This is a genomic window from Paraburkholderia sp. 40 (assembly GCF_050434105.1).
Classification (GTDB): domain Bacteria; phylum Pseudomonadota; class Gammaproteobacteria; order Burkholderiales; family Burkholderiaceae; genus Paraburkholderia; species Paraburkholderia tuberum.
Genome location: NZ_JBNPVY010000004.1, coordinates 485743 through 507813, shown reverse-complemented (window position 1 = coordinate 507813; position 22071 = coordinate 485743). Strand labels below are relative to the sequence as shown.

Sequence of the window (22071 nt, the reverse complement as noted above, 5' to 3'; positions counted from 1 at the left end):
GATGCCGGCGGCTGCGTGCAGCGTGCCGCGCAATACGTGATGGAGACGGCGCGGGCGCGCCCGGGCATGCTCCGCAATGCGGTGCGCGCGGCCGTCTCGTGGCCAACGACCGCGCTACCCTATGACCATTGCCATTTAACCCCCTCCCGATCGCGGCTATCTGTACGGCCACCCACACAGTCACGCGGCGCCCGGGGGCAAGATGCAAGACCTGCGAAGCGTTGATGCCGCCGCGTGCGTCCGCGCGGCCCTTCTCACCGGCCCGGCAATGGAACATGGAACGAAGCATCGTCAGGAACATCTTCATCAACTTTGCCGGCGCCGTCGCGCCGACCTTCGTTTCCCTCGTGACCGTGCCCACCTACATTCATCTGCTGGGCGCCGAGCGTTACGGGGTGATCAATCTGGTGTGGGCGCTGATCGGCTACTTCAGCGTCCTCGATCTGGGCACCAGTCTGGCGACCGAAAACCAGATCGCCAAGGCTCGCGCGGCCAGCTACGGTTCGATCGAACCGATCTTCTGGAGTGCGTGGTTCATGAATCTCGGTACCGGCATCATCGGCGGCGCGCTGATTTATGCCGGAGCCATCGTCTACATCACCTACGGCGTAAAAATCGAGCCGACGTTCCAGCATGAAGTGATGGCGAGCCTGCCATGGATCGCGGTCGCTGTGCCGATCGCGAACGTGACCTGGGTGTTCGCGGGCGCGATTACCGGCGTCGAGTGCTTCACGAGCTACAACATCAACCAGACGCTCGGCACCGCGCTGTTCCAGTTGCTGCCGATCGCGGCGGTCCTCTGCTTTTCGCCGTCACTCGCGATCGCGATTCCTGCCGCCGTGATCGCGCGTTTCGTCGGCGGGCTGATGCTGGGGGTGGCCGCCATTCGCGCGCTCGGCATTCGCCGTATGCGGATGCCGCAATGGCGCTTGATGATCGGGCTGTTCCGCAACGGCCGCTGGCTGCTGATGTTTTCCGGCGCCAACATGATCGCGTCGACGCTCGACCGCGTGTTCATCGGCGGACTGCTCGGCGCGCGCTTCGTCACTTACTACGCGACGCCGCAAAACCTGATCAATCGATTGAACCTGCTGCCGCTCGCGATGGTGCGCACCCTGTTTCCGCGACTGTCGGCGGCGTCGCGCGAGGATGCGGATGCGCTCGCGCACAACGCGCTCGCGTTTCTCAATGGAGCATTTACGCCATGTGTGATCATCGCGCTGTTCGCCCTGAAGCCGTTTTTGCTGCTGTGGCTCGGACCGCAGCTCGCCGCCGCGGCGCCGGTCGCGAGTGTGCTGATCCTCGGCGTGTGGCTGAGCGGCCAGTCGAGCATCCTCGGCAGCCTGTTGCAGGCGCAGACCCATCCCGTGGCAGTGGCGAGCGTCAGCTGGCTTCAGTTGCCGTTCTTTACCGGCGCGTTATGGTGCGGTATCCACTGGTTCGGCATCATGGGCGCGGCGGTCGTCGTCGTGCTGAAGGTGCTGCTCGATTACTCGGTGTTGCTCGCGTTCTCACGGCTGCATGCAAGGACGATCGTGCGCAACATGCTCGCGCATCTCGCGTTTCTGCTCGTCGCGCTCGCGCTCGCGGATTCGATCAGCGCGTTGCTGTTGGCGATCGTCGTCGCGCTCGCGTTGAGCGCGGCGAACTTCGGCATGTCGCTGCGCGGGTCGAGCGAGTTGCGCGACGCGCTTTACAGACTCTGGCTGCGTTGCGCACCGTCGTCCGGACGGGCACAAGGCTGAGTCCCGGCGCGCGCAATCAATGACGCCGGTCCACCGCTTGTTCACGGTCGGTGGACCTGGATGCCAAGGCTGAAAACACGTACCCAGCCGACGCGCCATCACAACAGTTCGAACGTATTGACGAACGATGCGCCGTCGCGCTCGCGGCGCCTCAGACCGAAGCGCGCCTGAGCGCCGCGCACCTGACGCGTGAGACCGATGAACGGCATACCGTGTTCGAGGTACGGTCCCTCCGTCTTGCGAAAGCCGAACTGCTCGTAGAACCCGCGCAAGCCAAGCGGTGCGCTCACGCGCGTGGCGCGGCCCGGCCAGCGTTGGGCCACCGCTTCGAGCACACGCTCGATCAGCATCTCGGCGGTGCCGTCGCCGCGCCGCAGCGGACTCGTCAGCACCTTGTCGACCGTCACTTCCGGATCTTCGGAATCGCCGGGCTGCACCCGCGCATAGGCGAGCACCGGCATCGGCCGCGCCATGTCTTCGACCGCGAACACATGCAAGGCCTGCTCGTCGCGACCGTCCGCGTCGAGGCACACATGCGACTGCTCGACGACGAATACCGCACTGCGCGCACGCAGCACGACATACAACTCACGTGCAGATAGCTGATCGAACTCCAGCGTTTTCCAGTTCATCACGCCCCCGGCTGTCAAAATTTTCGGCGGGTCCGGCAATGCCTGCCGTGCGCGACGGCAGGCCGATCCATGACGGTCCCTCATCATCGACTACACGGTAACGTGCGCGAAAGATGTGCTTCCGTGCGCCATCGCACTGACGCTCGGGGTTGAGGATTCTTAAATACGAGCCAACGTAGCGCAGCCTTGCCACGTGCGCCCGGTATCGCGGATGGCTTCACGTAGGCCCGCCTGCAACACCGCACTGCACCATCGCGAACGCACGCCGCGGTCTTCGCACCGCACGAACTTACACACGAAAATCAGGTGCCGACGTCATTCGACCCCGGCACCCATCGGCAGACCTTCGACCATAAGGGGAGCACTGCATGAAAACTGCATTGAGACGCATCCTTTCTGAATCCGCACGCCTGGATGTCCCGGTGGAAAGCCTCGCCGACGATGCCGACCTCTATGCTGCCGGACTCTCATCGCTCGCGACCGTGCATCTGATGCTTGCCATGGAAGACGAATTCAACGTCGAAATTCCTGACCGTATGCTGACGCGCCGCCTGTTCTCGAGCATCGACTCGATGGCCGCCGCGATGACGGAGTTGCAGCAGGCCAAGGCGGCAGCATGAGTGCGCCGCTGCTGGGTCAGGCCGCCGCAGCGGCCTGCGGGGCGGCCTCGAACTCGACTACTGACACACGGATCGGCGATGGCCAGGGCGCTGCCACCGGGGCGCTGAGCGCGCTCGATACCGGTCCCGAATGGCGTGCTGCAGCGCATCGTTGCGCGGCGATCGCCTCGCAGTACGCGGACGCCGTGGACCGCGAGGCGCGCTTTCCGGTCGAGGCGTTCGACGCGCTCAAGACCGAGCGTTTGCTGTCGGCGATGGTGCCGACCGCTTTCGGCGGCGCGGGCCTGTCGCTTGCCGATATCGGTGCGATCTGCGAAACGCTCGCGCAGGGCTGCGCATCGACCGCGATGATCTACGCGATGCATCAGATCCAGATCGCGTGCATCGACTCTCATTGCGGCGCCTCCGCCTGGCAAGCGAGCCTGCTTGCACAACTGGCCGAGCAGCAATGGCTGCTCGCGTCGGCGACGTCGGAAGAGACGATCGGCGGCAACATGCGCACGAGCGCGTGCTCGGTGGAGCTCGATGGCGCGCGTTTTCGGATCGAAAAGCTCGCACCGACGATCTCGTACGGCGCGCACGCCGACGGCATCCTCGTGACCGCGCGGCGCACCGCCGACGCGGCCGCGTCCGACCAGGTGCTGATCGTCGCGCTGCGCGCCGATACGCAGCTCGAGCGGCGCGGCGGCTGGGACGCGATGGGCATGCGCGGCACCTGCAGCGAGGGCTTCCGGCTCGTCGCGACGGGACTGGCCGAACAGATCCTCGCGGCGCCGTTCGCCGACATCGCCGATCAGACCATGCTGCCCGTGTCGCACACGCTGTGGGCGTCGGTATGGACCGGCATCGCCGTCGACGCGGTCAATCGCGCGAAAGCGTTCTTCCGCGCGCAGGCGCGCGCGAAGCCCGGCACGATGCCGCCGGCGGGCCTGCGGCTCGCCGAAGCGGTCGGGCTACTGCAGATGATGCAGGCGCGTCTATCGGTCGCGCTGGAGGCCGCGCGCGCCGCGCATCAGGCACGCGAGGGCGCGACCCAGGCGGACGCCCCGCTCGCGGCGATGCTCGGTTTCGCGTCGGACATGAACACGCTGAAGACCAGCATTTCGACCACCGCGCTGCAGGTCGTACAGGAAGTGCTGATGATCTGCGGCATGGCGGGCTACAAGAACGGCACGCCCTATAGCGTCGGCCGCCATCTGCGCGACCTGCACTCGGCGCCCTTGATGATCAATAACGACCGTATCGCGCAGAACACCGCGAGTCTGCTGCTCGCACAACGTCCTGCCGCGCCGGGGAGACCCTGAATGAAGCTGATGGACCGATACCGCCGCTATCGCCGCGGCCGCCGCCGCCACGGACGTGGGGCCTTCGCTCACGCTGCGCGACGAGATGCTGGCCGCCGGCCTGCTGATCGATACTGGTGAAAACGGACTCTATGGCCGCAGCCAGGTTTTCGAGGACGTGATCGAGCGACTGAACCTCGCGATTACGCAGCTGGGTAAAGATCAGCAAGCCGAAGTATTGCGTTTTCCGCCCGTGATGCGCCGCACCGACTTCGAGGATAGCGAATACCTGAAGAGCTTTCCGAATCTCGCGGGCACCATCCATTCGTTTTGCGGCGACGACATGGGCCACCACCGTCTGCTGCGCGCGCTCGACGATGCGATGGCCGACAGCGACGACGACCGCGGCGACGCGTGGCTCGCGCAACAGAAACCGACGCGCGTCGTGCTGACGCCGGCCGCCTGCTATCCGATCTATCCGGTGATGGCGCGGCGCGGCGCGCTGCCCGCCGACGGCCGCACCGTCGACGTGCTGTCGTACTGCTTCCGTCATGAGCCGTCGCTCGATCCGGGCCGCATGCAGATGTTCCGTCAACGGGAATACGTGCGTCTCGGCAGCCCCGAGCAGGTGATGGCGTTCCGGCAGATGTGGATCGAGCGCGGCTCGCTGCTTGTGAAGCTGCTAGGCTTGCCGGTCGAAGTCGATCTCGCGAACGATCCGTTCTTCGGCCGCGGCGGCAAGATCGTCGCCGATAGTCAGCGCGCGCAGGCGCTCAAGTTCGAGTTGCTGATCGCGGTCGCCGATCCGCGCGGCAAGACGGCCTGCCTGTCGTTCAACTATCACATGGACCACTTCGGCGCGATCTGGAAGATCGCTTGCGAAGACGGCGTGACCGCGCATACGGGCTGTGTCGGCTTCGGCATGGAACGCATCACGCTCGCGCTGTTCCGTCATCATGGGCTCGACGTCGACGCGTGGCCCGACGACGTGCGCGCGCTGCTGTGGGGCGATACCGAGACCCGCGTCGCGGATGCGCTGCAGGCGGCGCAATCTACGCGAACCGCGACCGTCGCCGCGGAGCGCGCATGAATCCATCGCCGACTTCGGCGCTTGCCGGCGCGCTCGCCAACTCGTCGTTGCCGCGACGCGCAGGCGATCCGCCGACGCATCAGCAGACCCACGCGGTGCCCGGTGCCGGCACGCAGTTGCGCGAGCACGTAGCGCACGCGCTGCATCAGGGCGAACGCGTGTGGCAGGAGACCAACTGCTATGTCGATCTGTGGATCGAGCTGCTGCACGGCTTCGGGCTCGATCCGCGCGCGGCGCTCGCGTTCACGGTCACGCAGGATTTCGAAGGCGATCAGTTCACGTTCTTCAAGTTTCCGCTCGATGATCTCGAACGTCTGTATGGCACCCAGGTGCAGGAGCTCGCGATCTACGACTCGCTCGAAGAACGCGTGCTCGCGCAGACGTTGCGCGGCCACACCGTGCTCGTCGAAGTCGACGGCTACTACCTCCCCGATACGCGCGCGACCTCGTATCGCCGCGAGCATCCGAAGACCACGATCGGCATCGACTTCGTCGACACCGCCGCGCGCCGCCTCGGCTATTTCCACAACACCGGCTACCACAGGCTCGAGGGCGACGACTACGACGGCGTGTTTCGCAAGCTGCCGCATTTCACCGCGCAGCCCGATCTGCTGTTTCCATACGTCGAGTTCGCCAAGCAGGCGCGGCCCGCGCTCGAAGGCACCGCGCTCGCGGAGGCGTCGGCGGAACTGCTGTGCGCGCATCTGGAGCGGCGTCCGTTGACCAATCCGATATCGCAATGGCGTGCCGCGTTTCCCGCGCATCTCGATACGCTGTTCGAGCGCGACGAGGCGTACTTCCATCTGTACTCGTTCAATCTGATGCGGCAACTCGGCGCGAACTTCGAGTTCCTGTCGAAGTATCTGCAGTGGCTGTTCGCACAAGGCTTCGAGATCCCGCCGACGATACCGGCCGCCGCGCAACGCATCGCGTCGGAGTCGATGGTGATGCAGTTCCGGCTCATTCGCGCGATCGCGCGCGGCCGTCGCGATACCTGCGAAGACTGCTTCGACGTGCTTGAAAGCGCTTATGAAAAAACGCTGCCACCGCTGGCCGCTCTGGTGCGCTAATACGGTGATGCGTTGTTGCGCGCACTTCGTGCCGCGCGGTTTTTCCGGGAATTGACCGTGGATCTATCGACACTCGATCCGCCCGCTGACGAGAGCGATGCTGGCCGTGCGCGCGCGGCCGGCGCGATCGCGCAAGCGCATGATGCGGGCACTGCCCGCGCCGCGCCCTCGCTATGGCCGCAACGGCTCGACACCGGCTGGGCCTGTCTGAGCACCCCGCCGTACGCCTATGAGTCGCCGGCCGATCTGCCCGCGCAAGGCTGGCTCGCCGCGCAGGTGCCCGGCACCGTCGCGAGCGCGCGGCTCGCCGCCGGTCTGCTCGATGTCGATCACCCGCCACCGCTCGCATTCGACGATCACTGGTATCGCGTCACGCTGATCGGTACGGGGCGGCGCCGCTTGCGTTTTCATGGACTCGCGACGCTCGCGCAAGTGTGGCTCGACGATGTGAAGCGGCTCGATTCCGCATCGATGTTCATCGCCCATGATCTGGATATCGAACTGGATGGCCGCGCGACGCTCGTGCTGTGCTTTCGCTCACTGACGCCAGCGTTGGCGGCCAAACGCTCGCGTGCGCGCTGGCGGCCGCGGCTCGTGTCGCCGCCGACGCTTCGCAGCGTGCGCACCACGCTGCTCGGCCATATGCCCGGCTGGTGTCCGTCGATTCAGACGGTCGGCCCGTGGCGTCCGATCGAAATGCTCGACGACGCGCCGCACGCATTCGACACGATTGATCTGACCAGCCGGCTCGAGCAAGAGGATGGGGTTGTTTCGTTGACTTTACGTTTCGTACGCCCCCACGACGTCGCGGCCTGCCGCGCGACACTTTCTTGCGGCGACCATGTTTCGTCCTTGCAATGGTACGATGCACATACACTCACCGGCGACGTGCGCGTGCCCCACGCGAAACGCTGGTGGCCGCATACGCATGGAGAGCCGACTTTATATCCTCTGACGTTGCAGCTCGTCGACGGCAACGTGATCTCTCAGTCTCTGGGCTCGATCGGCTTTCGTCGTCTCGAAGTGGACCGCGGCGCCGATGCTGCGGGTTTCGGCTTGCGCGTGAACGAAGTGCCCATATTCTGTCGCGGCGCGTGCTGGACCAGCGCCGATCTCGTCACGCTAGCAGGCACCGAAACGCAATTGCGCCATACGTTCGAGCTCGCGCGCGCCGCTGGCATGAACATGCTGCGCGTCGGCGGCACGATGCTCTATGAGTCCGATCTGTTTTATGCGCTCGCCGACGAGTACGGCCTGCTGATCTGGCAGGACTTCGCGCTGGCGAATTTCGACTACCCGAACGATGCCGCGTTCAGCGCGCTGATCGAGCGCGAAGCGAGCCAGTTCCTGAGCCGCACGCGTCGCTTTGCCTCGCTCGCGGTGCTGTGCGGCGGCAGCGAGGTCGACCAGCAGGCGGCGATGTTCGGACTGCCCGCGGCGCAGCGCGCGCAAGCGTTGTTTACCGAGCTGCTGCCCGCGCTCGTCGCGCGCGATCGCGACGACGTACCCTATGTCAGCAATTCGCCATCGGGCGGCGCGTGGCCGTTTTCGACTAGCGAGGGCGTCACGCACTATTACGGCGTCGGCGCGTATCAGCGCCCGCTCGCCGACGTGCGCCGCGCGCAGGTGCGCTTCGCGGCCGAATGCCTGGCATTCGCCAACGTCCCCGACGAGGCGACGCTGCACGACGCGCTCGGCACGATCCACACGCACGATCCGCGCTGGAAATCCGCCGTGCCGCGCGATCCTGGCGCAGGCTGGGATTTCGACGACGTGCGCGATCATTATTTGCAGGCGCTTTACGGCGTCGAGCCGGCGCGCTTGCGCTATGAAGATGCGGCGCGTTATCTCGATCTGTCGCGCGCGGTGGTTGCCGAGCTGATCGGCGACGTGTTCGCCGAGTGGCGGCGCGCGGGCTCGTCGTGCGGCGGCGGCCTCGTGTGGCAGTTGCAGGATCTGCGTGCGGGCGCGGGCTGGGGCGTGATCGACGCGACGGGACGGCCGAAAAGCGCGCTGCACGGCTTCGCGCAGACACTGCAGCCGTTGCAGATCACGCTCACCGACGAAGGCCTGAACGGTCTCGATATTCATCTGATCAACGAGCGCGCACAAACGTTTTGCGGCGAACTCGAACTGGTCTGTCTGCGCGATGGCAGCGTGAAGGTCACGTCCGCGCGACGCGCGCTGACGCTTGCCCCGCGCAGCCTGCAACGCATCAGTGCGGCCGCGCATCTGGGCCAGTTCTTCGATTTCACGCATGCGTACCGCTTCGGCCCACGCGCGCACGATGTCACGATTGCAACGCTCTACGATGCCACGAGTGGCGAGATCGTGTCCGAAGCGTTTCATCTGCCCGAGCGTAGCGTGCACGCGCGTGATGACATCGGTATGACCGTCGAGGTCGAACGTCGTGGCGACGGCAGCGGCTGGCAGCTTGCGATCGAAACGAAACGCTTTGCGCGCTTCGTTCATATCATTGACCCCCGTTATCGCGCGGCGCGCGACTGGTTCCATCTCGCGCCGAACCGGCGCTGTGTCGTGCCGCTGCATGCGCTCGAATCGCCGCTGCCGACCGCCTTCGCGGCGTCGCCGCAAGAACTCGTTGCTCCTGCATCAAACGCGGCCTTTAAAGTGGATGAAACATGCGGGGCACCCCAGGGGGAAGTCCGCGCGATCAATGCGCTATCCGCCATCTTCTACGGCTAGTGGTCATTCCGAACTAGTCGCACTTACGCGAAGCGCCCCAAAGCTCGCTTCGCAGGTCTCGAACTGTCTGCCCGGCTCGCTCACTGTTGGCTAGAACGCGACTGTTGCCTGCTCTGAAAGGCCTTACGTGCGACAGCGCACGCACTCCATTTAACACTTCTGAATCATTTCCGGCACTTCACGAGGAGCGCTTCAAAACGTGCATGCGGCGCCAGGTTCAAATCTGAGACAGCTTCGACAGCACCCCAGTTTTTGGCCGTGAAGCCTTTGATATCAAGGGATTCGCCCAAACCCAAAGCTTTCATACGATGCATTCCCCATCCGGCGGGGGTGTGCAGAACTGAAACAAAAAGCCGCTTTTACTCTCCCGACACGCTCCTGGTTTCTTCGCTGCGCCGCATCAGCAGGCGTTTTCCCTAACGTTGGCACGGTCCTCGCTACTACCTTGACGCAACAGAGTGTCACCGCACACGAGCGCAACAACAGAGGCGGTGGCAGACAGGCCTAAAACGGGGCCGATGCCGTTCATCCTGGCTGCCCGCCGGGCAGCCCACTTCCGAGGATGCGGGCATCGGATCAAATAAACGGAGAGAGTCGCGCGAGGCGCGACTTTCATGCGAGGACCGATCATGTTGACACTTCAATCCGATTTGCACGGTAACCATCTGCTGGGCGCAATGCCGTCGCACGAATGGCAGGCACTAGCTCCCCACCTCGAACTGGTTCATCTGCGCACCGAGCAACTGCTATGCGACTCGGGTCAACGGATCCATCATGTGTACTTCCCCACCACCGCGATCATCTCGATGCTCTCGACGATGGAAGACGGCAGCTCCGTCGAGATCGCCGCGGTCGGCCGCGAAGGCATGACCGGCGTGCCGGTCCTCACGGGCGGCGAAACCATGCCGAACCGCGTACAGGTGCAATGCGCGGGCTTCGCCTACCGGATGAGCGCACAGGCGCTCAAGCAGCAGTTCGCGCGGTCCGACTTTCTGCGCCGCCTGATGCTGCTGTATATGCACGCTCTTCTGACCCAGGTCGCGCAGACCGCCGCGTGCAATCGCCATCACGCGCTCAACAAGCAACTGTGCCGCTGGCTGCTGATCGAGGTGGACCGCGTGGCGTCGAACGATCTGACCGTCACGCAGCAGCTGATTGCCGACATGCTCGGCGTGCGCCGCGAAGGCATCACCGAAGCGGCTGGCAAGCTGCACGACGAAGGCCTGATTCATCATAGCCGCGGTCATATCAAGGTGCTCGACCGCAAGGGCCTCGAAGCCCGCGCGTGCGAATGCTACGGCCTCGTGAAACGCGAATTCGATCGTCTGCTGCCGCGACTGCGCCAGGCCGAGACCGTCGAATAAGCGGCACGCGGCTCGATGACCGTGGTCGATTTGCCTATGTTCAGGATTACTGCTCGATGTCTCGACGCACTGTTCGTGATTGCAGGCGGTCTGCTCGCCCACTGGATGCGCTTCTCCGCGCCGATCGCGTTCGCCGATACCGAGCGTCTTCTGATCGCGTTCAAGTGTGTGCTGGTTCTGTTGCTGTTTCCGGGCTTCGGGGTCTATGAGACGTGGCGCGGCAAGGCGCTCGCGCCGGTGCTCGCGCGAATCGCCGCCGCGTGGCTCATGGTGGTCGCGACCGCGCTCCTGCTCGCATTCACGCTGCATCGGACGGATGCGGTGTCGCGCCTGTGGCTCGGCTACTCGACGCTGATCTCGGGCGCGTTGATCATCGCGACACGCTGCATCATGCACGTGGTGCTGCGCTTCGTACGTCGCCGCGGCATGAACGCGCGCACCGTCGCGATCGTCGGCGCACCGGGGTTTGCGCGCACGCTGCTCGCGCATCTCGAGCATGCGCCGCAAGCGGGCTTCAAACCGGTGTGCGTGTTCGACACCAGCGTGCAAGGCCACGACGCGTATGGCGCGCGTCTGACCCGCCTACCCGTGCTGACGGATCTGGAAGCGTTCGCGACGAAGGTGCGCAATGAACGCGTGAACGAAGTGTGGCTTGCGTTGCCCCTTTCCGAGGAACACACGATCTACCGCTTCACGCGCACCTTCAGACACGACTTCGTCAATCTGCGCTTCATTCCCGACGTGCGCAGTCTGTCGCTGTTCAATCATGCGATCGTCGATGTCGTCGGTTTGCCGACGCTGAATCTGAGCGCGACGCCATTCTCGTCGCCGCAGATGTGGCCCAAGCTGATGTTCGACCGCCTGTTCGCGGCGCTCGCGCTCTTCGTGCTCGCGCCGGTGTTCGTCGTGCTCGCGATCGGCATCAAGCTCACGTCGCCGGGACCGGTGTTTTTCCGGCAGATCCGCAAGGGCGTCGACGGCCTGCCGTTCGCCATCTACAAGTTCCGCTCGATGACCGTGCACCAGGAAGAGCGCGGCCAGATCACGCAGGCGACTCGCAACGACTTGCGCGTGACGAAGCTCGGCAGCTTCATGCGCCGCACGAGTCTCGACGAGTTGCCGCAGTTTCTGAACGTGCTGCTCGGTCAGATGTCGGTGGTGGGTCCGCGTCCGCATGCGGTCGAACACGATGATCTGTACAAGGACCAGGTATACGGCTACATGCACCGTTACCGCATCAAGCCCGGCATCACCGGCTGGGCCCAGGTCAACGGCTATCGCGGCGCGACCACCAAGGTCGAGAAGATGGAAGCGCGCGTGAAGTTCGATCTCTTCTATATCCAGAACTGGTCGTTCTGGTTCGACATGAAGATCGTCTTCATCACGATTTTCAAGGGCTTTGTTGGCCGCAACGCGTTCTGACCATGCCATCGAGGGAATCGCATCCGGGAGTGTCGGTCATCGTGCCGGCACTGCGACGCATACGAAGTGCGGGTACTGAAGGCGGTGCGCTGAAGGATCGCCGGAATGCGCCTGCGTTTCATTCGAGAAAAACACCCAACCGCGCAACAACGCGTACACGCCGCTGCGAATCGAAGCGCCAACTCGGGCGGCCCGATCGACAGCCGCCGTCGTTGACGCAAGATGAGCAGCCGCGACGGACCACTTCATGGACGGGTCCGCCGCGTGGCACCGCCTCTACAGGAACGCGCTGACATCGGTCTGAAACCGTACCGCGAGCGCCTTGGCGACTTTCTTGCTGATCGCGCGGCGCCCCGCGAGAATATCGCTGACCACGGTCGGCGACGCGATGCCGGCCAGATCCTTCTGCTTGAGACCATGCGTGATCAGCAGATGGCGCAGGACCTCGCGCGGCTCCGCTTTTGGCATCGTCAGGTTGCGCGCTTGCCAGTGACCGACCAGTTCCGTCACAATCGCGTGCAGATCGGCGAGCGGATCGTTGTCGTGGCCGCTTAGATGATCGGACAGGGAGTTGGCGACTCGCACCATCTGGTGATAATCCTCTTCGGTGCGAATCGGCGTGATCGGCAACTGGCTCTTCAGCGCAGCCCACGTTGCGGAGATGTCGGGAAAAGGTCCCGGAAGGCGATCGGCATTCATGAGTTTATATTCGTCCTCGTCCAAAAGCCGTCGGCGCGTTAATCGGTGACGCGCGAATGACGACTGCCTGTTGTAGTGAATCGCCGTTACGCGCAGAATTGCCGGCACGGCGAACTTCGCAGTGAGGAAATTCAGCGATCACGATAGCGAACGTCTGCTTCAGGTCGTTATGGCCACGCGAGGCATGCCGCGCCAGCGAATATCTCGCCCACAGCGCGTGGCGCGCACCCCGATGTCGTTTTTTGAAGTCCAATACTGCCTGCTTGACAATGGCCCGCCGCGGCTGGCATTGCACGCGCGGCGCGTATCGCGCGATACGCGATACGCGCTGCCGACACAAAGCGCGAAGCGGACGCGCCCACACCAAGAGCCGCCCGGACGCGTTGGTCAGAACGGCTCGTTACTGCCCGTTGCGAAATCACTGCATGACGACGAAAACCTCTTTCTCTCCTATCGAAAACTCCACGAGGCGAGAACAGCGAAAGACCCTCACCTCATTGCCTCCACCTGCTTTTCGGCGCCGTGTCGTTGGCGATGCCGAGTTCCCGGGTCGCGAGATCGGGCTGCGCCCACCTCAACTGCTCCCCCAGTTCCGTCGCCGGCAGACCCTGAGCGACCGCCGCAATCGTGCGCGTGACTTCGGCCATGAACGCCCGCCGAAACACCTGAGCCGAAAACCGCTCGGCATTCGCGCGACAGGCCGCCGGCGTGATGTATGCGCTCAAGCGCTCGAAGCGGTCGATCGCGTCGAGCATTGACACCGCCGTCTGACGCGCGAAGAAAACGCCGGTCGGGTGCGGGTCGCCGACCGGCACTACCGTTTCGAGCGCCCCGCCCCTGGCGAACGCGATGACCGGCGTGCCGCAGGCCTGCGCTTCGAGCGGCACGATGCCGAAATCTTCCTCGGCGGCGCACACGAAGGCTCGCGCACGCGCCAGATACTCCTTCAGTACGCCGAATGGCTGATAGCCGAGGACCGTCACGTTCGGTCCTGCCTTCGCGCGGATCGACGCCATCTGCGGCCCGTCGCCGATCGCGATCAGCTTGCGCTGCGGCGTGGCGTTGAACGTCTCGACGATCAGATCGATGCGTTGGTGCGGCACCATCCGCGACACGGTCAGATAGAAATCATCTTTTTTGGTGCGCAGTTCGAATTCGTTCACATCGACGGGCGGTGGAATCACCGCGGCATCGCGCCGATAGGTTTTCATCATGCGCCGCGCGACCGAATGCGAATTCGCGATCAGACGATCGACACCATTCGTCGACTGCGCGTCCCAGCCGCGCAGATAATGCAGCAACACCCGCGCGGCCCACGACTTCGGCCCGCGCAGCAGATTCGCTTCGCGCAGATACTGATGCTGCAGATCCCACGCATATCGCATCAGCGAGTGCACGTAACTGATGTGCGTCTGATGAGGGCCGACCAATACGCCCTTCGCGACTGCGCAAGAACTGGTGATGATCAAGTCATAGCTCGACAGATCGAACCGTTCGACGGCGAGCGGCATCAAGGGCAAATAGGCGCGATAACGACTGCGCGCAAACGGCAGGCCTTGAATGAACGACGTGGTGACCGGCTTACCGGCAAGCGGCGTGCGATCTTCGAGGAAATCGACGACGCTGAAAACGTCGGCGTCGGGAAAGCACTCGATGATCTGCCCGAGCACTTTCTCGGCGCCGCCGGGAGCGACCAGCCAATCGTGCACGATCGCCACTTTCATATGCCGTCCTATCTGTCACGAATCGCCAGCTGGCCTCAGAGAAGAGTGTATGTGCCACGCTCCTGCCTGTGCGTGCGCGTGCCCACATTCGACGTGCGACAGTACGCGAGTAATTCGGAGAGTCCGTTCGCGTCTGCAAAAACACGGCTTCATTCCCGCGCTTTCGTATGTGCACTACGCCTAACATTTCGCCCCCACGCCTGCCCGCCAGTCCAGCCCACACCTTTACGATCGGAGCGCTGCGCGAGCGACGGGCGAGCGACGTCGACGGCCGCAGTGCCTCGCGTGCCTCGCGTGCCGTTTGGCGATCGGAGCACTCAGTTGGGAGGGCCGGGTTCGCCCTGGGGGAATTCGCCGTGCGCTGCACGGCGCGCGACGCAGTGGTACTGCTGTCGGACGGTCCGTTGCGCGTGCGCTTCGAAGCGCTTGGCGCGCGGTTGATCGACGACGCGCGCGTGTCGGGCATCGCGCGGCGGGCATCGGCGGCTAATTGTCTGCGCACGCTGCCAGGCATTTTCCGCCAGGTGCGCGCGATTACCGCCGCGGCGGGCGGTATAAGCGGGATCGTGCGGCACGACCGCAACAAAAAACGCGTGTGAACCGTTGGAGCGGCTCACACGCGTCAGAGCGAACAGAAACGCAATTCGCTCAATTCTGGCCGTACGTCATCGTTTGCACGCCGGTGTCCGTGCCGAGCAGGCACAGATTCGCGCCGCGGCCCGCGAACAGGCCAACCGTGACGACGCCGGGCCATGCGTTGATATGCGCCTCGAGCGTGCGCGGGTCGCTGATGCTCAAGCCCTTCACGTCGATGATCTCGTTGCCGTTGTCGGTGATGAACGGCACACCCTCCTTCGTCACACGCACGACGGGCACGCCGCCGAGCGCCGTCACGCGCCGGCCGATCGCGGTGCGCGCCATCGGCACGACTTCGATTGGCAGCGGGAAATGGCCCAGCGTCTCGACGACCTTGCTCGCATCCGCGATGCAGACGAATACTTCCGACACCGACGCGACGATCTTCTCGCGCGTGAGCGCGCCGCCGCCGCCCTTGATCATCGCGCCGCTGTGATCGATTTCGTCGGCGCCGTCGACGTACACCGGCAGCGAGTCGATCTCATTCAGGTCGAGCACTTTGAAGCCGTGCGATTGCAGACGCGCGGTGGTGGCGAGCGAACTCGACACCGCGCCGCGATAGCGGGATTTGGTGGCGGCCAGCGCGTCGATGAAGCAGTTCGCGGTGGAGCCCGTGCCGACGCCGATCACCGAGCCTTGCGGCACGTTGGCATTCACGTAATCGGCGGCGGCCTGGCCGACCAGTTGCTTGAGTTCGTCTTGAGTCATGGGAGAGGCGGGAAAAGCGTGAAAAACCCGTAGTTTACCGGAGTGGCGCGGAGAAGGCCGGGTTTGGGTGGCTTTGTGCCGCGGACCACGCTTGTTTGCCGGACACGATTGGACACATTGAGACACCGGATTCATCCATCGCCCATTTCATACCGCTGTGGTCGCTTGCCAGTTTTTAGGCCCGCGAGACCGCAGATGATTCTGGAATGTCGCAGCAATACGATGAAGATGGTGTGCGCGCGGTGCTCAGTGCCCCGCAACTGGCCGCCGTACTGACGCGCGGACCGATCAGCCAGACGGAGATGCTGACCAACCGGCTATGGGGTGGCCTGCAGGTCGCCGCAGGGTTGACGGGCCAGGAGACGGCCACGCTGACGCAGCAGAGCACGACGAAGCTTGCCGAGACGCTGAAAGCCCGCTCGGAGCTGGCGAACCAGATTGGCGTGTCGCTCGATATCGTCGTGCCGTTCGGATTTGCCGGCTCGATCAAAGCCGCGCGTGTCGCGCGGATTACGATGGGGCGGATTAGTCTGGATGCGCACGAGACCGAAGCTGGTAGCCTGATCGGCGGACATACGATATTGAAGCATGTGGGGAGGACTGAGGCGCAGTTGCGGGAGAGGCTTAGGTTGGAACCGAAAAGAGACGTAGTATCGTCGTTTCGGGATTTGCAGGCGGCGGAGTGGGCGATCTCGAAGGTGATGGACTCCAACACGCCAAGGATCAGGAGTTGGGCTCAGTCAAACCCGACGCGCCTTTTGATTCTCCATCAGGATCGACGAAACGTCGTACCCACAATTTTATGCATTGCTTGGTGGCTATCTCAATCAGGACTCTGACATTTGGGGAGAGACTGTGGAGGAGATAGTCTCCTGCTTCAAGAGAGAGAGAGATAGTTCGCCCGAAGAGATCCGGGATACGCTAGCCGAAATAGAGAAATTCAGAAGGGAGGCAGGCGAAAAACTCGATGAAAAAATTTATGATGCGTACGGCTTTGATTTCAACCCCGTCTTATGGGGATACACAACCAGCTCCTTCCTTGATGAATTAGCAAAAATCCTCACCACGTAGTGTCCGAGCGCAACAGCAACAGGTTTATTTTTCTGAAAGAAGGACGTCTGAGTCTTCACCTGGTGAAGACAGGTCTTCGAGGAATTGAAGAGAATTCTCATCACTCAGTGAAGACGAGTCATGCGATCAGGGGGTGTCCGGAATTTTGTGTAAACGGGTTGAGGTTTAACCCGGCACTAGCCGCTCTTCGAACTGGATTGTGAAGCGGTTCAGGGCCGCTTTCCAGTCGCGGATAGGCATCGTCCACTTCTTGCTGATGTTGTTCAGCGCCAGGTAAAACAGCTTGGTCACGGCCTCATCGGTCGGAAACGAGCTGCGGGTCTTGATTACTTTGCGCAGACTCATGTTGATCGATTCTATGGCATTCGTGGTGTAAATCACCTTCCTGATTTCCGGCGGGTAATCGAAGAACGGAATCACGCGTGCCCAGTTGCGCCGCCAGCTCTGCCCGATGGAAGGGTAGTCCTTGTCCCACCTGGCCTCGAAGACGCCGAGCATCTGCTCGGCCAGCTCTACGGTCGATGAAGTGTAGATCGTCTTCAGATCGGCGGCGACTTCCTGCTGTATTTTCCACGGCACGAAGTTCAGGCTGTTGCGCACCATATGCACGATGCACAGTTGCACGGCCGCCTTCGGATAGACCGCTTCAATGGCTTCAGGGAAACCTTTGAGCCCGTCGACGCAGGCGATAAAAATGTCCTGCACGCCGCGCGTCTTCAGCTCAGTGACCACCTGCAACCAGAACTTGGCACCCTCGGTCTGGGCAATCCACAGTCCCAGAACCTCCTTGTGACCGGTCATGTTCACGCCGATGGCCAGGTACACTGCCTTGGTGCGCACCGCGCCGCTGTCGCGCACCTTGACGTGGATGCAGTCGAGATAGACGATCGGGTAAAGCGCATCGAGCGCACGGCCTTGCCAGACCTTCACCTCCTCGCTGACGGCGTCGGTGACCGCCGAGATGAGCGTGGGCGAGACCTCCGTGCCGTACATTTCTTCCAGGTGCCCCTGGATCTCGCGCACGCTCAGGCCACGCGCATACAGCGAAATGATCTTGTCGTCGAAGCCCGTCCAGCGCGTCTGATGGCGCTCCACCAGCTTCGGCTCGAACGCCCCCTGACGGTCGCGCGGGATGTTGAGCGGCAACTCGCCAAATTCCCCCTGCAGCGTCTTGGCGCTATGCCCATTCCGGGTGTTGCCAGTGGCATTAGTCACCGCTTCGCTCTTGCCATGGCCCAGGTGCTCGGACATCTCCGTCTCAAGCGCTCGCTCCACCAGCATCTTCGTGAGCTGCTTGAGCAACCCGTTCTCGCCTATCAGATCTTCCGGCTTCTGGTAGTTCGCCAGCAGGCTGTCTGCCAGCTTGACGAGTTCAGGATCGGGTTTTTCTCTTTTGTTGCGTTTCGCTACGGTCATCTGTGCTCCTGTTGCTGACAGTTTCCTGCCAAATGACCGTTTACACAAAAATTTTTACACCCTCTGCGATCAGATCGCCACCCACGGATGTACGAACCGTTCGGTGCCTATTTCAACCAAGGACTTCGATCTGTGGGGAAACACCATCCCGGAAAATCATCGCGTGCTACAAGAGGGACAGAATTGATCGGCGAAATTGATCTATTCATGAATGCGCACCCGATGCAACTTGATCCCGCTTTCGAAAGGGAATACGACACTGGCTTTTGCCCCAAATTGTGGGGCTACACGACGAAGTCCTTTCTTGATGAACTAAAGTGCCTCCTGCGCAAATAGCTGTATTTTCCGCACTCAAAGCAAAACGCCCGGAACCACCACTGCGTTCCGGGCGCCAACAATCGGCCAACAACAAGAACGACGACAGAAAAACTACTTCTTCACCGCCCGCTGCCGCACAGCCTCGAACAGACACACTCCGCTAGCCACGGATACATTCAAACTCTCCACCGTCCCCGCCATCGGAATGTTCATGACGACATCGCAGGTTTCACGCGTCAGGCGTCGCATGCCCTCGCCTTCGGCCCCCATCACGAGCGCCACCGGCCCGTCGAGTTCCGTTTCGTAGACACTCTTCTGCGCGTCGTCGGCCGTGCCGACCACCCAGACACCCGCGTCCTTCAGTTCGCGCAGCGCGCGCGCCAGATTCGTGACCGTGATGTACGGGACCGTGTCGGCCGCGCCGCTCGCGACTTTCGCGGCGGTCGCGTTCAGTCCCACCGCGCGATCGCGCGGCGCGATCACCGCGTGGGCGCCGGCCGCGTCGGCGACGCGCAGGCAGGCGCCGAGATTGTGCGGATCGGTCACGCCGTCGAGCACGAGGATCAGCGGCGAGCCGCTGATGCCGTCGAGCAGTTCGGCGAGATTCTGCGCAAGCGGCAGATCGCCCGCGCGCGCGACCACGCCCTGATGACGTTCCGTGCGCGCGAGGCCCCACAGACGCGTTTCGTCGGCGGCGATCAGACGCACGCCCGCGTCCTTCGCGGCATGCAGGAATTCGGTCATACGACGGTCCTTGCGCGTCGCGTCGTAATAGACATCCTCGACCGTCGACGCATCGTGCCGGATACGCGCGGTCACTGCGTGGAAACCGTATAAGACCTTATGACGTGCCATGACTGAACAACCTTTGATGGGGCGCGCATTCAACGCGCGCCACTGTGATGAATATGAAACCAAAAGGCAGACCGCGCGCAACCGGCACGTGCTCACGTGCCCGCTGCGCGCGGTCCCGGCGCTGTGAAAGCCTCAGCGCTTCTTGCGTGCCTGCTTCGACGCCGCCTTGGTCGCGACACCGTGCTTCCTCGCCACGCGCGCTTCCTTGACCGCCGCGCTCTGCGCGGGCGCGGCCTTCTTGCGCCGCGGACCCGGCACCGACGCGCCACTTTCCACCGGCGGCATCACGCGCACGCGCGGGCCAGCGCCTTCTCCCTTGTCCGCCGCGATACCGCGTGTCAAAGGCGGCTTGATCGGCGTATCGCGCACAAGGCGGAAGTCGATCTTGCGCGCGTCGAGATCGACGCGGCTCACCTGCACGCGCACGCGATCCGACAGCCGGTAGCGAATGCCGCGTGCGCTCGCCCCGCAGCTCGTTCTTGATCTCGTCGTACTGGAAGTAGTCGGAGCCGAGTTCGGTCACATGCACGAGGCCTTCGATGAACAGCGAATCGAGCTGCACGAAAATACCAAACGACGTGACTCCGTTGACCATGCCGCCGTACTCTTCGCCGAGCTTGTCGCGCATGAAATAGCACTTGAGCCACGCTTCGACATCGCGCGATGCTTCGTCCGCGCGGCGCTCGTTCGCCGAGCAGTGCAGCCCAAGTTCTTCCCAGATCGCCACGTTGTTCGCGCGCCCGCGAGCGCCGCGCTTTTCCTCGTCGGCCTGTTGCATCGCGCGGGCGCGCGGCGACAGTGCGGTATTGAGCTCGACGCCGTGCGGCGGCTGCGGCTGATACTTGCGGCCCTGCAGGATCGCGTAGATCGCGCGATGCGTGAGCAGGTCGGGGTAACGGCGGATCGGGCTCGTGAAGTGCGCGTAGGCCTCGTAGGCGAGGCCAAAGTGGCCGATGTTGTCGGGGCTGTAGACCGCCTGCTGCATCGAGCGCAGCAGCATCGTCTGCAGCATCGAGGCGTCGGGCCGGTCGCGGATCTGCGCCATCAGTGCGGCGTAGTCGCTCGCGTGCGGCGTGTCGCCGCCGCCGAGCGTCAGGCCCATGCCGCGCAGGAAGGTACGCAGGTTCTCGAGCTTTTCCGCGCTCGGGCCCGCATGCACGCGGAACAGGCCCGGATGCTTGTTGCGCTTGAGGAAGTCCGCCGCGCACACGTTCGCGGCCAGCATGCATTCCTCGATCAGCTTGTGCGCATCGTTGCGCGTGCGCGGCACGATCTGCTCGATCTTGCCCTGCGCGTTGCAGACGATGTACGTCTCCGTCGTATCGAAGTCGATCGCGCCGCGCTTCTGACGCGCCGCGAACAGCGCCTTGTAGACGCCATACAGATTCTGCAGTTGCGGCAGCAACGCGGCGCGGCGGGTCGCTTCCGGGCCTTTGGTGTTTTTCAGCACCGCGGCGACTTCGGTGTAGGTGAGCCGCGCGGCCGAATGCATGACGCCCGGATAGAACTGATACGCCTTCACGTCGCCACGCGCGGTGACGATCATGTCGCACACGAGCACGCAGCGGTCGACTTGCGGATTCAGCGAGCACAGTCCGTTCGACAGCTTCTCCGGCAGCATCGGGATCACGCGGCGCGGGAAATACACCGACGTGCTGCGCTCGATCGCGTCGGTATCGAGCCCGCTTTGCGGAAGCACGTAATGCGACACGTCCGCGATTGCGACGATCAGGCGGAAGCCGTCGCCGCGGCCCACCTGCACCGGCTCGCAATAGACGGCGTCGTCAAAGTCGCGCGCGTCCTCGCCGTCGATCGTGACGAGCGGCACGTCGCGCAGATCGACGCGATGGCGAATGTCGACCGGGCGCACTTCGTCGGGCAGCTTCGCCGCTTCGGCCAGCGCGGCCTCGCCGAACTCGTGCGGCACGCCGTACTTGCGCACCGCGATTTCGATTTCCATGCCAGGGTCGTCGATATCGCCCAGCACTTCGACCACGCGGCCGAGCGGCTGCGAATGACGGCTCGGAAAATCGGTCAGTTCGACCACCACGACCTGGCCAACTTTCGCCTTGCGGGTGTTCTGCGTGATCAGGATGTCGTGGCCGATGCGCTTGTCTTCGGGCGCGACGATCAGCGCGCCGTTCTCGTTGAGCAGACGGCCGATCACGCGCTTGTTCGCGCGGTCGGTGACCTCGACGATGTGCCCTTCCGGCCGCCCGCGCCGGTCATAGCCGACGATGCGCGCGAGCACGCGGTCGTTGTGCATGACCTTCTGCATCTCGCCGTTGGGCAGGAACAGGTCGTCCTGGCCGTCGTCGCGAATCAGGAAACCGTAGCCGTCGCGATGGCCCTGGACGCGGCCCGCGACGAAGTTCGACGGATGGGTCAGTTGATAGAGATTGCGCTGATCGAGCCGGATCTGGCCGTCGCGCTCCATTGCGCCGAGACGCTTGAAAAATCCTTCGCGCTCCTGGCGCTTGATCGACAGGGCTTCGGCGATGTCGTTCGCGGCAAGCGGCATTTCACTCGTGCGCAGCACGCCGAGGATTTCTTCGCGGCTTGGAATCGGATACGGAAATTTGCTCAAGGGCTTGTCGATGATTTTTTCTCGTTGCATGGACGTCGGTCGGCGATGTGATCCGGCCTGGAAGGCGTTTGCGTATTGCGCGCAGTCGCGCTCGGCTGCATCTGCACGGCGGCTGCGCTGGCTCG

At 63.5% G+C, this 22071-nt stretch carries 19 protein-coding genes and 1 pseudogene; 12 read left to right on the top strand and 8 right to left on the bottom strand.

Annotation, left to right across the window (positions count from 1 at the left end; translation table 11 throughout):
• Positions 1-275 precede the first annotated feature (275 nt).
• The gene (locus OKW28_RS24005) at positions 276-1745 is read left to right on the top strand and encodes an oligosaccharide flippase family protein (RefSeq protein WP_429449486.1); all 1470 of its coding nucleotides are present in this window, start codon (positions 276-278) and stop codon (positions 1743-1745) included.
• 98 nt (positions 1746-1843) lie between these two features.
• Here the strand turns inward: OKW28_RS24005 and OKW28_RS24000 are convergent, their stop codons facing one another.
• Positions 1844-2377, bottom strand: coding sequence for a GNAT family N-acetyltransferase (locus tag OKW28_RS24000; protein WP_429449483.1), 534 nt, complete (start codon positions 2375-2377; stop codon positions 1844-1846).
• 368 nt (positions 2378-2745) lie between these two features.
• Here OKW28_RS24000 and OKW28_RS23995 point away from each other — a divergent pair, with 368 nt between their 5' ends.
• From OKW28_RS23995 to OKW28_RS23975, 5 genes are read left to right on the top strand one after another with little or no spacing between them, the layout of a single operon-like run.
• Positions 2746-2997, top strand: coding sequence for an acyl carrier protein (locus tag OKW28_RS23995; protein WP_013089253.1), 252 nt, complete (start codon positions 2746-2748; stop codon positions 2995-2997).
• The gene (locus tag OKW28_RS23990; protein WP_429449481.1) at positions 2994-4301 is read left to right on the top strand and encodes an acyl-CoA dehydrogenase family protein; all 1308 of its coding nucleotides are present in this window, start codon (positions 2994-2996) and stop codon (positions 4299-4301) included. Before OKW28_RS23995 ends, OKW28_RS23990 begins: the two co-directional genes overlap by 4 nt.
• Positions 4302-4356: 55 nt before the next feature.
• Entirely contained in the window at positions 4357-5370 is a 1014-nt protein-coding gene (locus OKW28_RS23985) for an amino acid--[acyl-carrier-protein] ligase (RefSeq protein ID WP_429449480.1), read from the top strand.
• Entirely contained in the window at positions 5367-6440 is a 1074-nt protein-coding gene (locus OKW28_RS23980) for a DUF1839 family protein (protein ID WP_429449478.1), read from the top strand. The genes OKW28_RS23985 and OKW28_RS23980 overlap by 4 nt, the downstream gene beginning before the upstream one ends.
• 57 nt (positions 6441-6497) lie before the next feature.
• Positions 6498-9146, top strand: a complete 2649-nt coding sequence (locus OKW28_RS23975) for a glycosyl hydrolase 2 galactose-binding domain-containing protein (RefSeq protein ID WP_429449476.1) — start codon at positions 6498-6500, stop codon at positions 9144-9146.
• A gap of 164 nt (positions 9147-9310) precedes the next feature.
• On the opposite strand, the gene OKW28_RS23970 is transcribed toward OKW28_RS23975, so the two are convergent.
• A complete protein-coding gene (locus OKW28_RS23970; protein ID WP_429449474.1) occupies positions 9311-9460 on the bottom strand; it encodes a hypothetical protein in 150 nt (49 codons plus the stop codon).
• 315 nt (positions 9461-9775) lie between these two features.
• Between OKW28_RS23970 and OKW28_RS23965 the strand changes: the two genes are divergently transcribed.
• Both OKW28_RS23965 and OKW28_RS23960 read left to right on the top strand, forming a co-directional pair.
• Positions 9776-10510, top strand: a complete 735-nt coding sequence (locus OKW28_RS23965) for a Crp/Fnr family transcriptional regulator (RefSeq protein WP_184044020.1) — start codon at positions 9776-9778, stop codon at positions 10508-10510.
• Positions 10511-10546: 36 nt separating this feature from the next.
• Positions 10547-11932 carry an undecaprenyl-phosphate glucose phosphotransferase gene (locus OKW28_RS23960; RefSeq protein ID WP_429449472.1) on the top strand — a complete coding sequence of 462 codons (1386 nt, stop codon included), beginning with the start codon at positions 10547-10549 and terminating at the stop codon, positions 11930-11932.
• A 276-nt stretch (positions 11933-12208) separates the two neighbouring features.
• Here OKW28_RS23960 and OKW28_RS23955 read toward each other — a convergent pair whose 3' ends face one another.
• Complete coding sequence (locus OKW28_RS23955; protein ID WP_429449470.1) at positions 12209-12631, bottom strand: helix-turn-helix domain-containing protein; 423 nt, start codon at positions 12629-12631, stop codon at positions 12209-12211.
• 494 nt (positions 12632-13125) lie between these two features.
• Positions 13126-14355 carry a glycosyltransferase family 4 protein gene (locus OKW28_RS23950; RefSeq protein WP_429449468.1) on the bottom strand — a complete coding sequence of 410 codons (1230 nt, stop codon included), beginning with the start codon at positions 14353-14355 and terminating at the stop codon, positions 13126-13128.
• 356 nt (positions 14356-14711) lie between these two features.
• Between OKW28_RS23950 and OKW28_RS23945 the strand changes: the two genes are divergently transcribed.
• Positions 14712-14954 (top strand): hypothetical protein, encoded by a 243-nt coding sequence (locus tag OKW28_RS23945; RefSeq protein ID WP_429449467.1) that lies wholly within the window; start codon positions 14712-14714, stop codon positions 14952-14954.
• 49 nt (positions 14955-15003) lie between these two features.
• Here OKW28_RS23945 and rpiA read toward each other — a convergent pair whose 3' ends face one another.
• Positions 15004-15699: a ribose-5-phosphate isomerase RpiA gene (rpiA, locus tag OKW28_RS23940; protein WP_429449465.1), complete on the bottom strand. Its 696-nt coding sequence runs from the start codon at positions 15697-15699 to the stop codon at positions 15004-15006.
• 206 nt (positions 15700-15905) lie between these two features.
• Between rpiA and OKW28_RS23935 the strand changes: the two genes are divergently transcribed.
• Both OKW28_RS23935 and OKW28_RS23930 read left to right on the top strand, forming a co-directional pair.
• Positions 15906-16538, top strand: coding sequence for an RNase A-like domain-containing protein (locus tag OKW28_RS23935; RefSeq protein WP_429449463.1), 633 nt, complete (start codon positions 15906-15908; stop codon positions 16536-16538).
• A complete protein-coding gene (locus tag OKW28_RS23930; protein WP_429449461.1) occupies positions 16507-16770 on the top strand; it encodes a contact-dependent growth inhibition system immunity protein in 264 nt (87 codons plus the stop codon). The genes OKW28_RS23935 and OKW28_RS23930 overlap by 32 nt, the downstream gene beginning before the upstream one ends.
• Positions 16771-16935: 165 nt before the next feature.
• Here the strand turns inward: OKW28_RS23930 and OKW28_RS23925 are convergent, their stop codons facing one another.
• Complete coding sequence (locus OKW28_RS23925) at positions 16936-18186, bottom strand: IS256 family transposase (protein WP_184073972.1); 1251 nt, start codon at positions 18184-18186, stop codon at positions 16936-16938.
• An 87-nt stretch (positions 18187-18273) separates the two neighbouring features.
• Between OKW28_RS23925 and OKW28_RS23920 the strand changes: the two genes are divergently transcribed.
• Positions 18274-18522 carry a contact-dependent growth inhibition system immunity protein gene (locus OKW28_RS23920; protein WP_429449459.1) on the top strand — a complete coding sequence of 83 codons (249 nt, stop codon included), beginning with the start codon at positions 18274-18276 and terminating at the stop codon, positions 18520-18522.
• Between the two features lie 93 nt (positions 18523-18615).
• Here OKW28_RS23920 and rlmB read toward each other — a convergent pair whose 3' ends face one another.
• Both rlmB and rnr read right to left on the bottom strand, forming a co-directional pair.
• Positions 18616-19359 carry a 23S rRNA (guanosine(2251)-2'-O)-methyltransferase RlmB gene (gene rlmB, locus OKW28_RS23915; RefSeq protein WP_184029367.1) on the bottom strand — a complete coding sequence of 248 codons (744 nt, stop codon included), beginning with the start codon at positions 19357-19359 and terminating at the stop codon, positions 18616-18618.
• A gap of 132 nt (positions 19360-19491) precedes the next feature.
• Positions 19492-21976: pseudogene (gene rnr / locus OKW28_RS23910) on the bottom strand (ribonuclease R).
• Between the last annotated feature and the right edge of the window lie 95 nt (positions 21977-22071).

Bases quoted from the DNA above. Each gene is read 5' to 3' on its own strand.
- OKW28_RS24005 (WP_429449486.1), top strand. From the start codon at position 276: ATGGAACGAAGCATCGTCAGGAACATCTTCATCAACTTTGCCGGCGCC.
- OKW28_RS24000 (WP_429449483.1), bottom strand. From the start codon at position 2,377: ATGAACTGGAAAACGCTGGAGTTCGATCAGCTATCTGCACGTGAGTTG.
- OKW28_RS23995 (WP_013089253.1), top strand. From the start codon at position 2,746: ATGAAAACTGCATTGAGACGCATCCTTTCTGAATCCGCACGCCTGGAT.
- OKW28_RS23990 (WP_429449481.1), top strand. From the start codon at position 2,994: ATGAGTGCGCCGCTGCTGGGTCAGGCCGCCGCAGCGGCCTGCGGGGCG.
- OKW28_RS23980 (WP_429449478.1), top strand. From the start codon at position 5,367: ATGAATCCATCGCCGACTTCGGCGCTTGCCGGCGCGCTCGCCAACTCG.
- OKW28_RS23970 (WP_429449474.1), bottom strand. From the start codon at position 9,460: ATGCATCGTATGAAAGCTTTGGGTTTGGGCGAATCCCTTGATATCAAA.
- OKW28_RS23965 (WP_184044020.1), top strand. From the start codon at position 9,776: ATGTTGACACTTCAATCCGATTTGCACGGTAACCATCTGCTGGGCGCA.
- OKW28_RS23960 (WP_429449472.1), top strand. From the start codon at position 10,547: ATGTTCAGGATTACTGCTCGATGTCTCGACGCACTGTTCGTGATTGCA.
- OKW28_RS23955 (WP_429449470.1), bottom strand. From the start codon at position 12,631: ATGAATGCCGATCGCCTTCCGGGACCTTTTCCCGACATCTCCGCAACG.
- OKW28_RS23950 (WP_429449468.1), bottom strand. From the start codon at position 14,355: ATGAAAGTGGCGATCGTGCACGATTGGCTGGTCGCTCCCGGCGGCGCC.
- rpiA (WP_429449465.1), bottom strand. From the start codon at position 15,699: ATGACTCAAGACGAACTCAAGCAACTGGTCGGCCAGGCCGCCGCCGAT.
- OKW28_RS23935 (WP_429449463.1), top strand. From the start codon at position 15,906: ATGTCGCAGCAATACGATGAAGATGGTGTGCGCGCGGTGCTCAGTGCC.
- OKW28_RS23925 (WP_184073972.1), bottom strand. From the start codon at position 18,186: ATGACCGTAGCGAAACGCAACAAAAGAGAAAAACCCGATCCTGAACTC.
- OKW28_RS23920 (WP_429449459.1), top strand. From the start codon at position 18,274: ATGTACGAACCGTTCGGTGCCTATTTCAACCAAGGACTTCGATCTGTG.
- rlmB (WP_184029367.1), bottom strand. From the start codon at position 19,359: ATGGCACGTCATAAGGTCTTATACGGTTTCCACGCAGTGACCGCGCGT.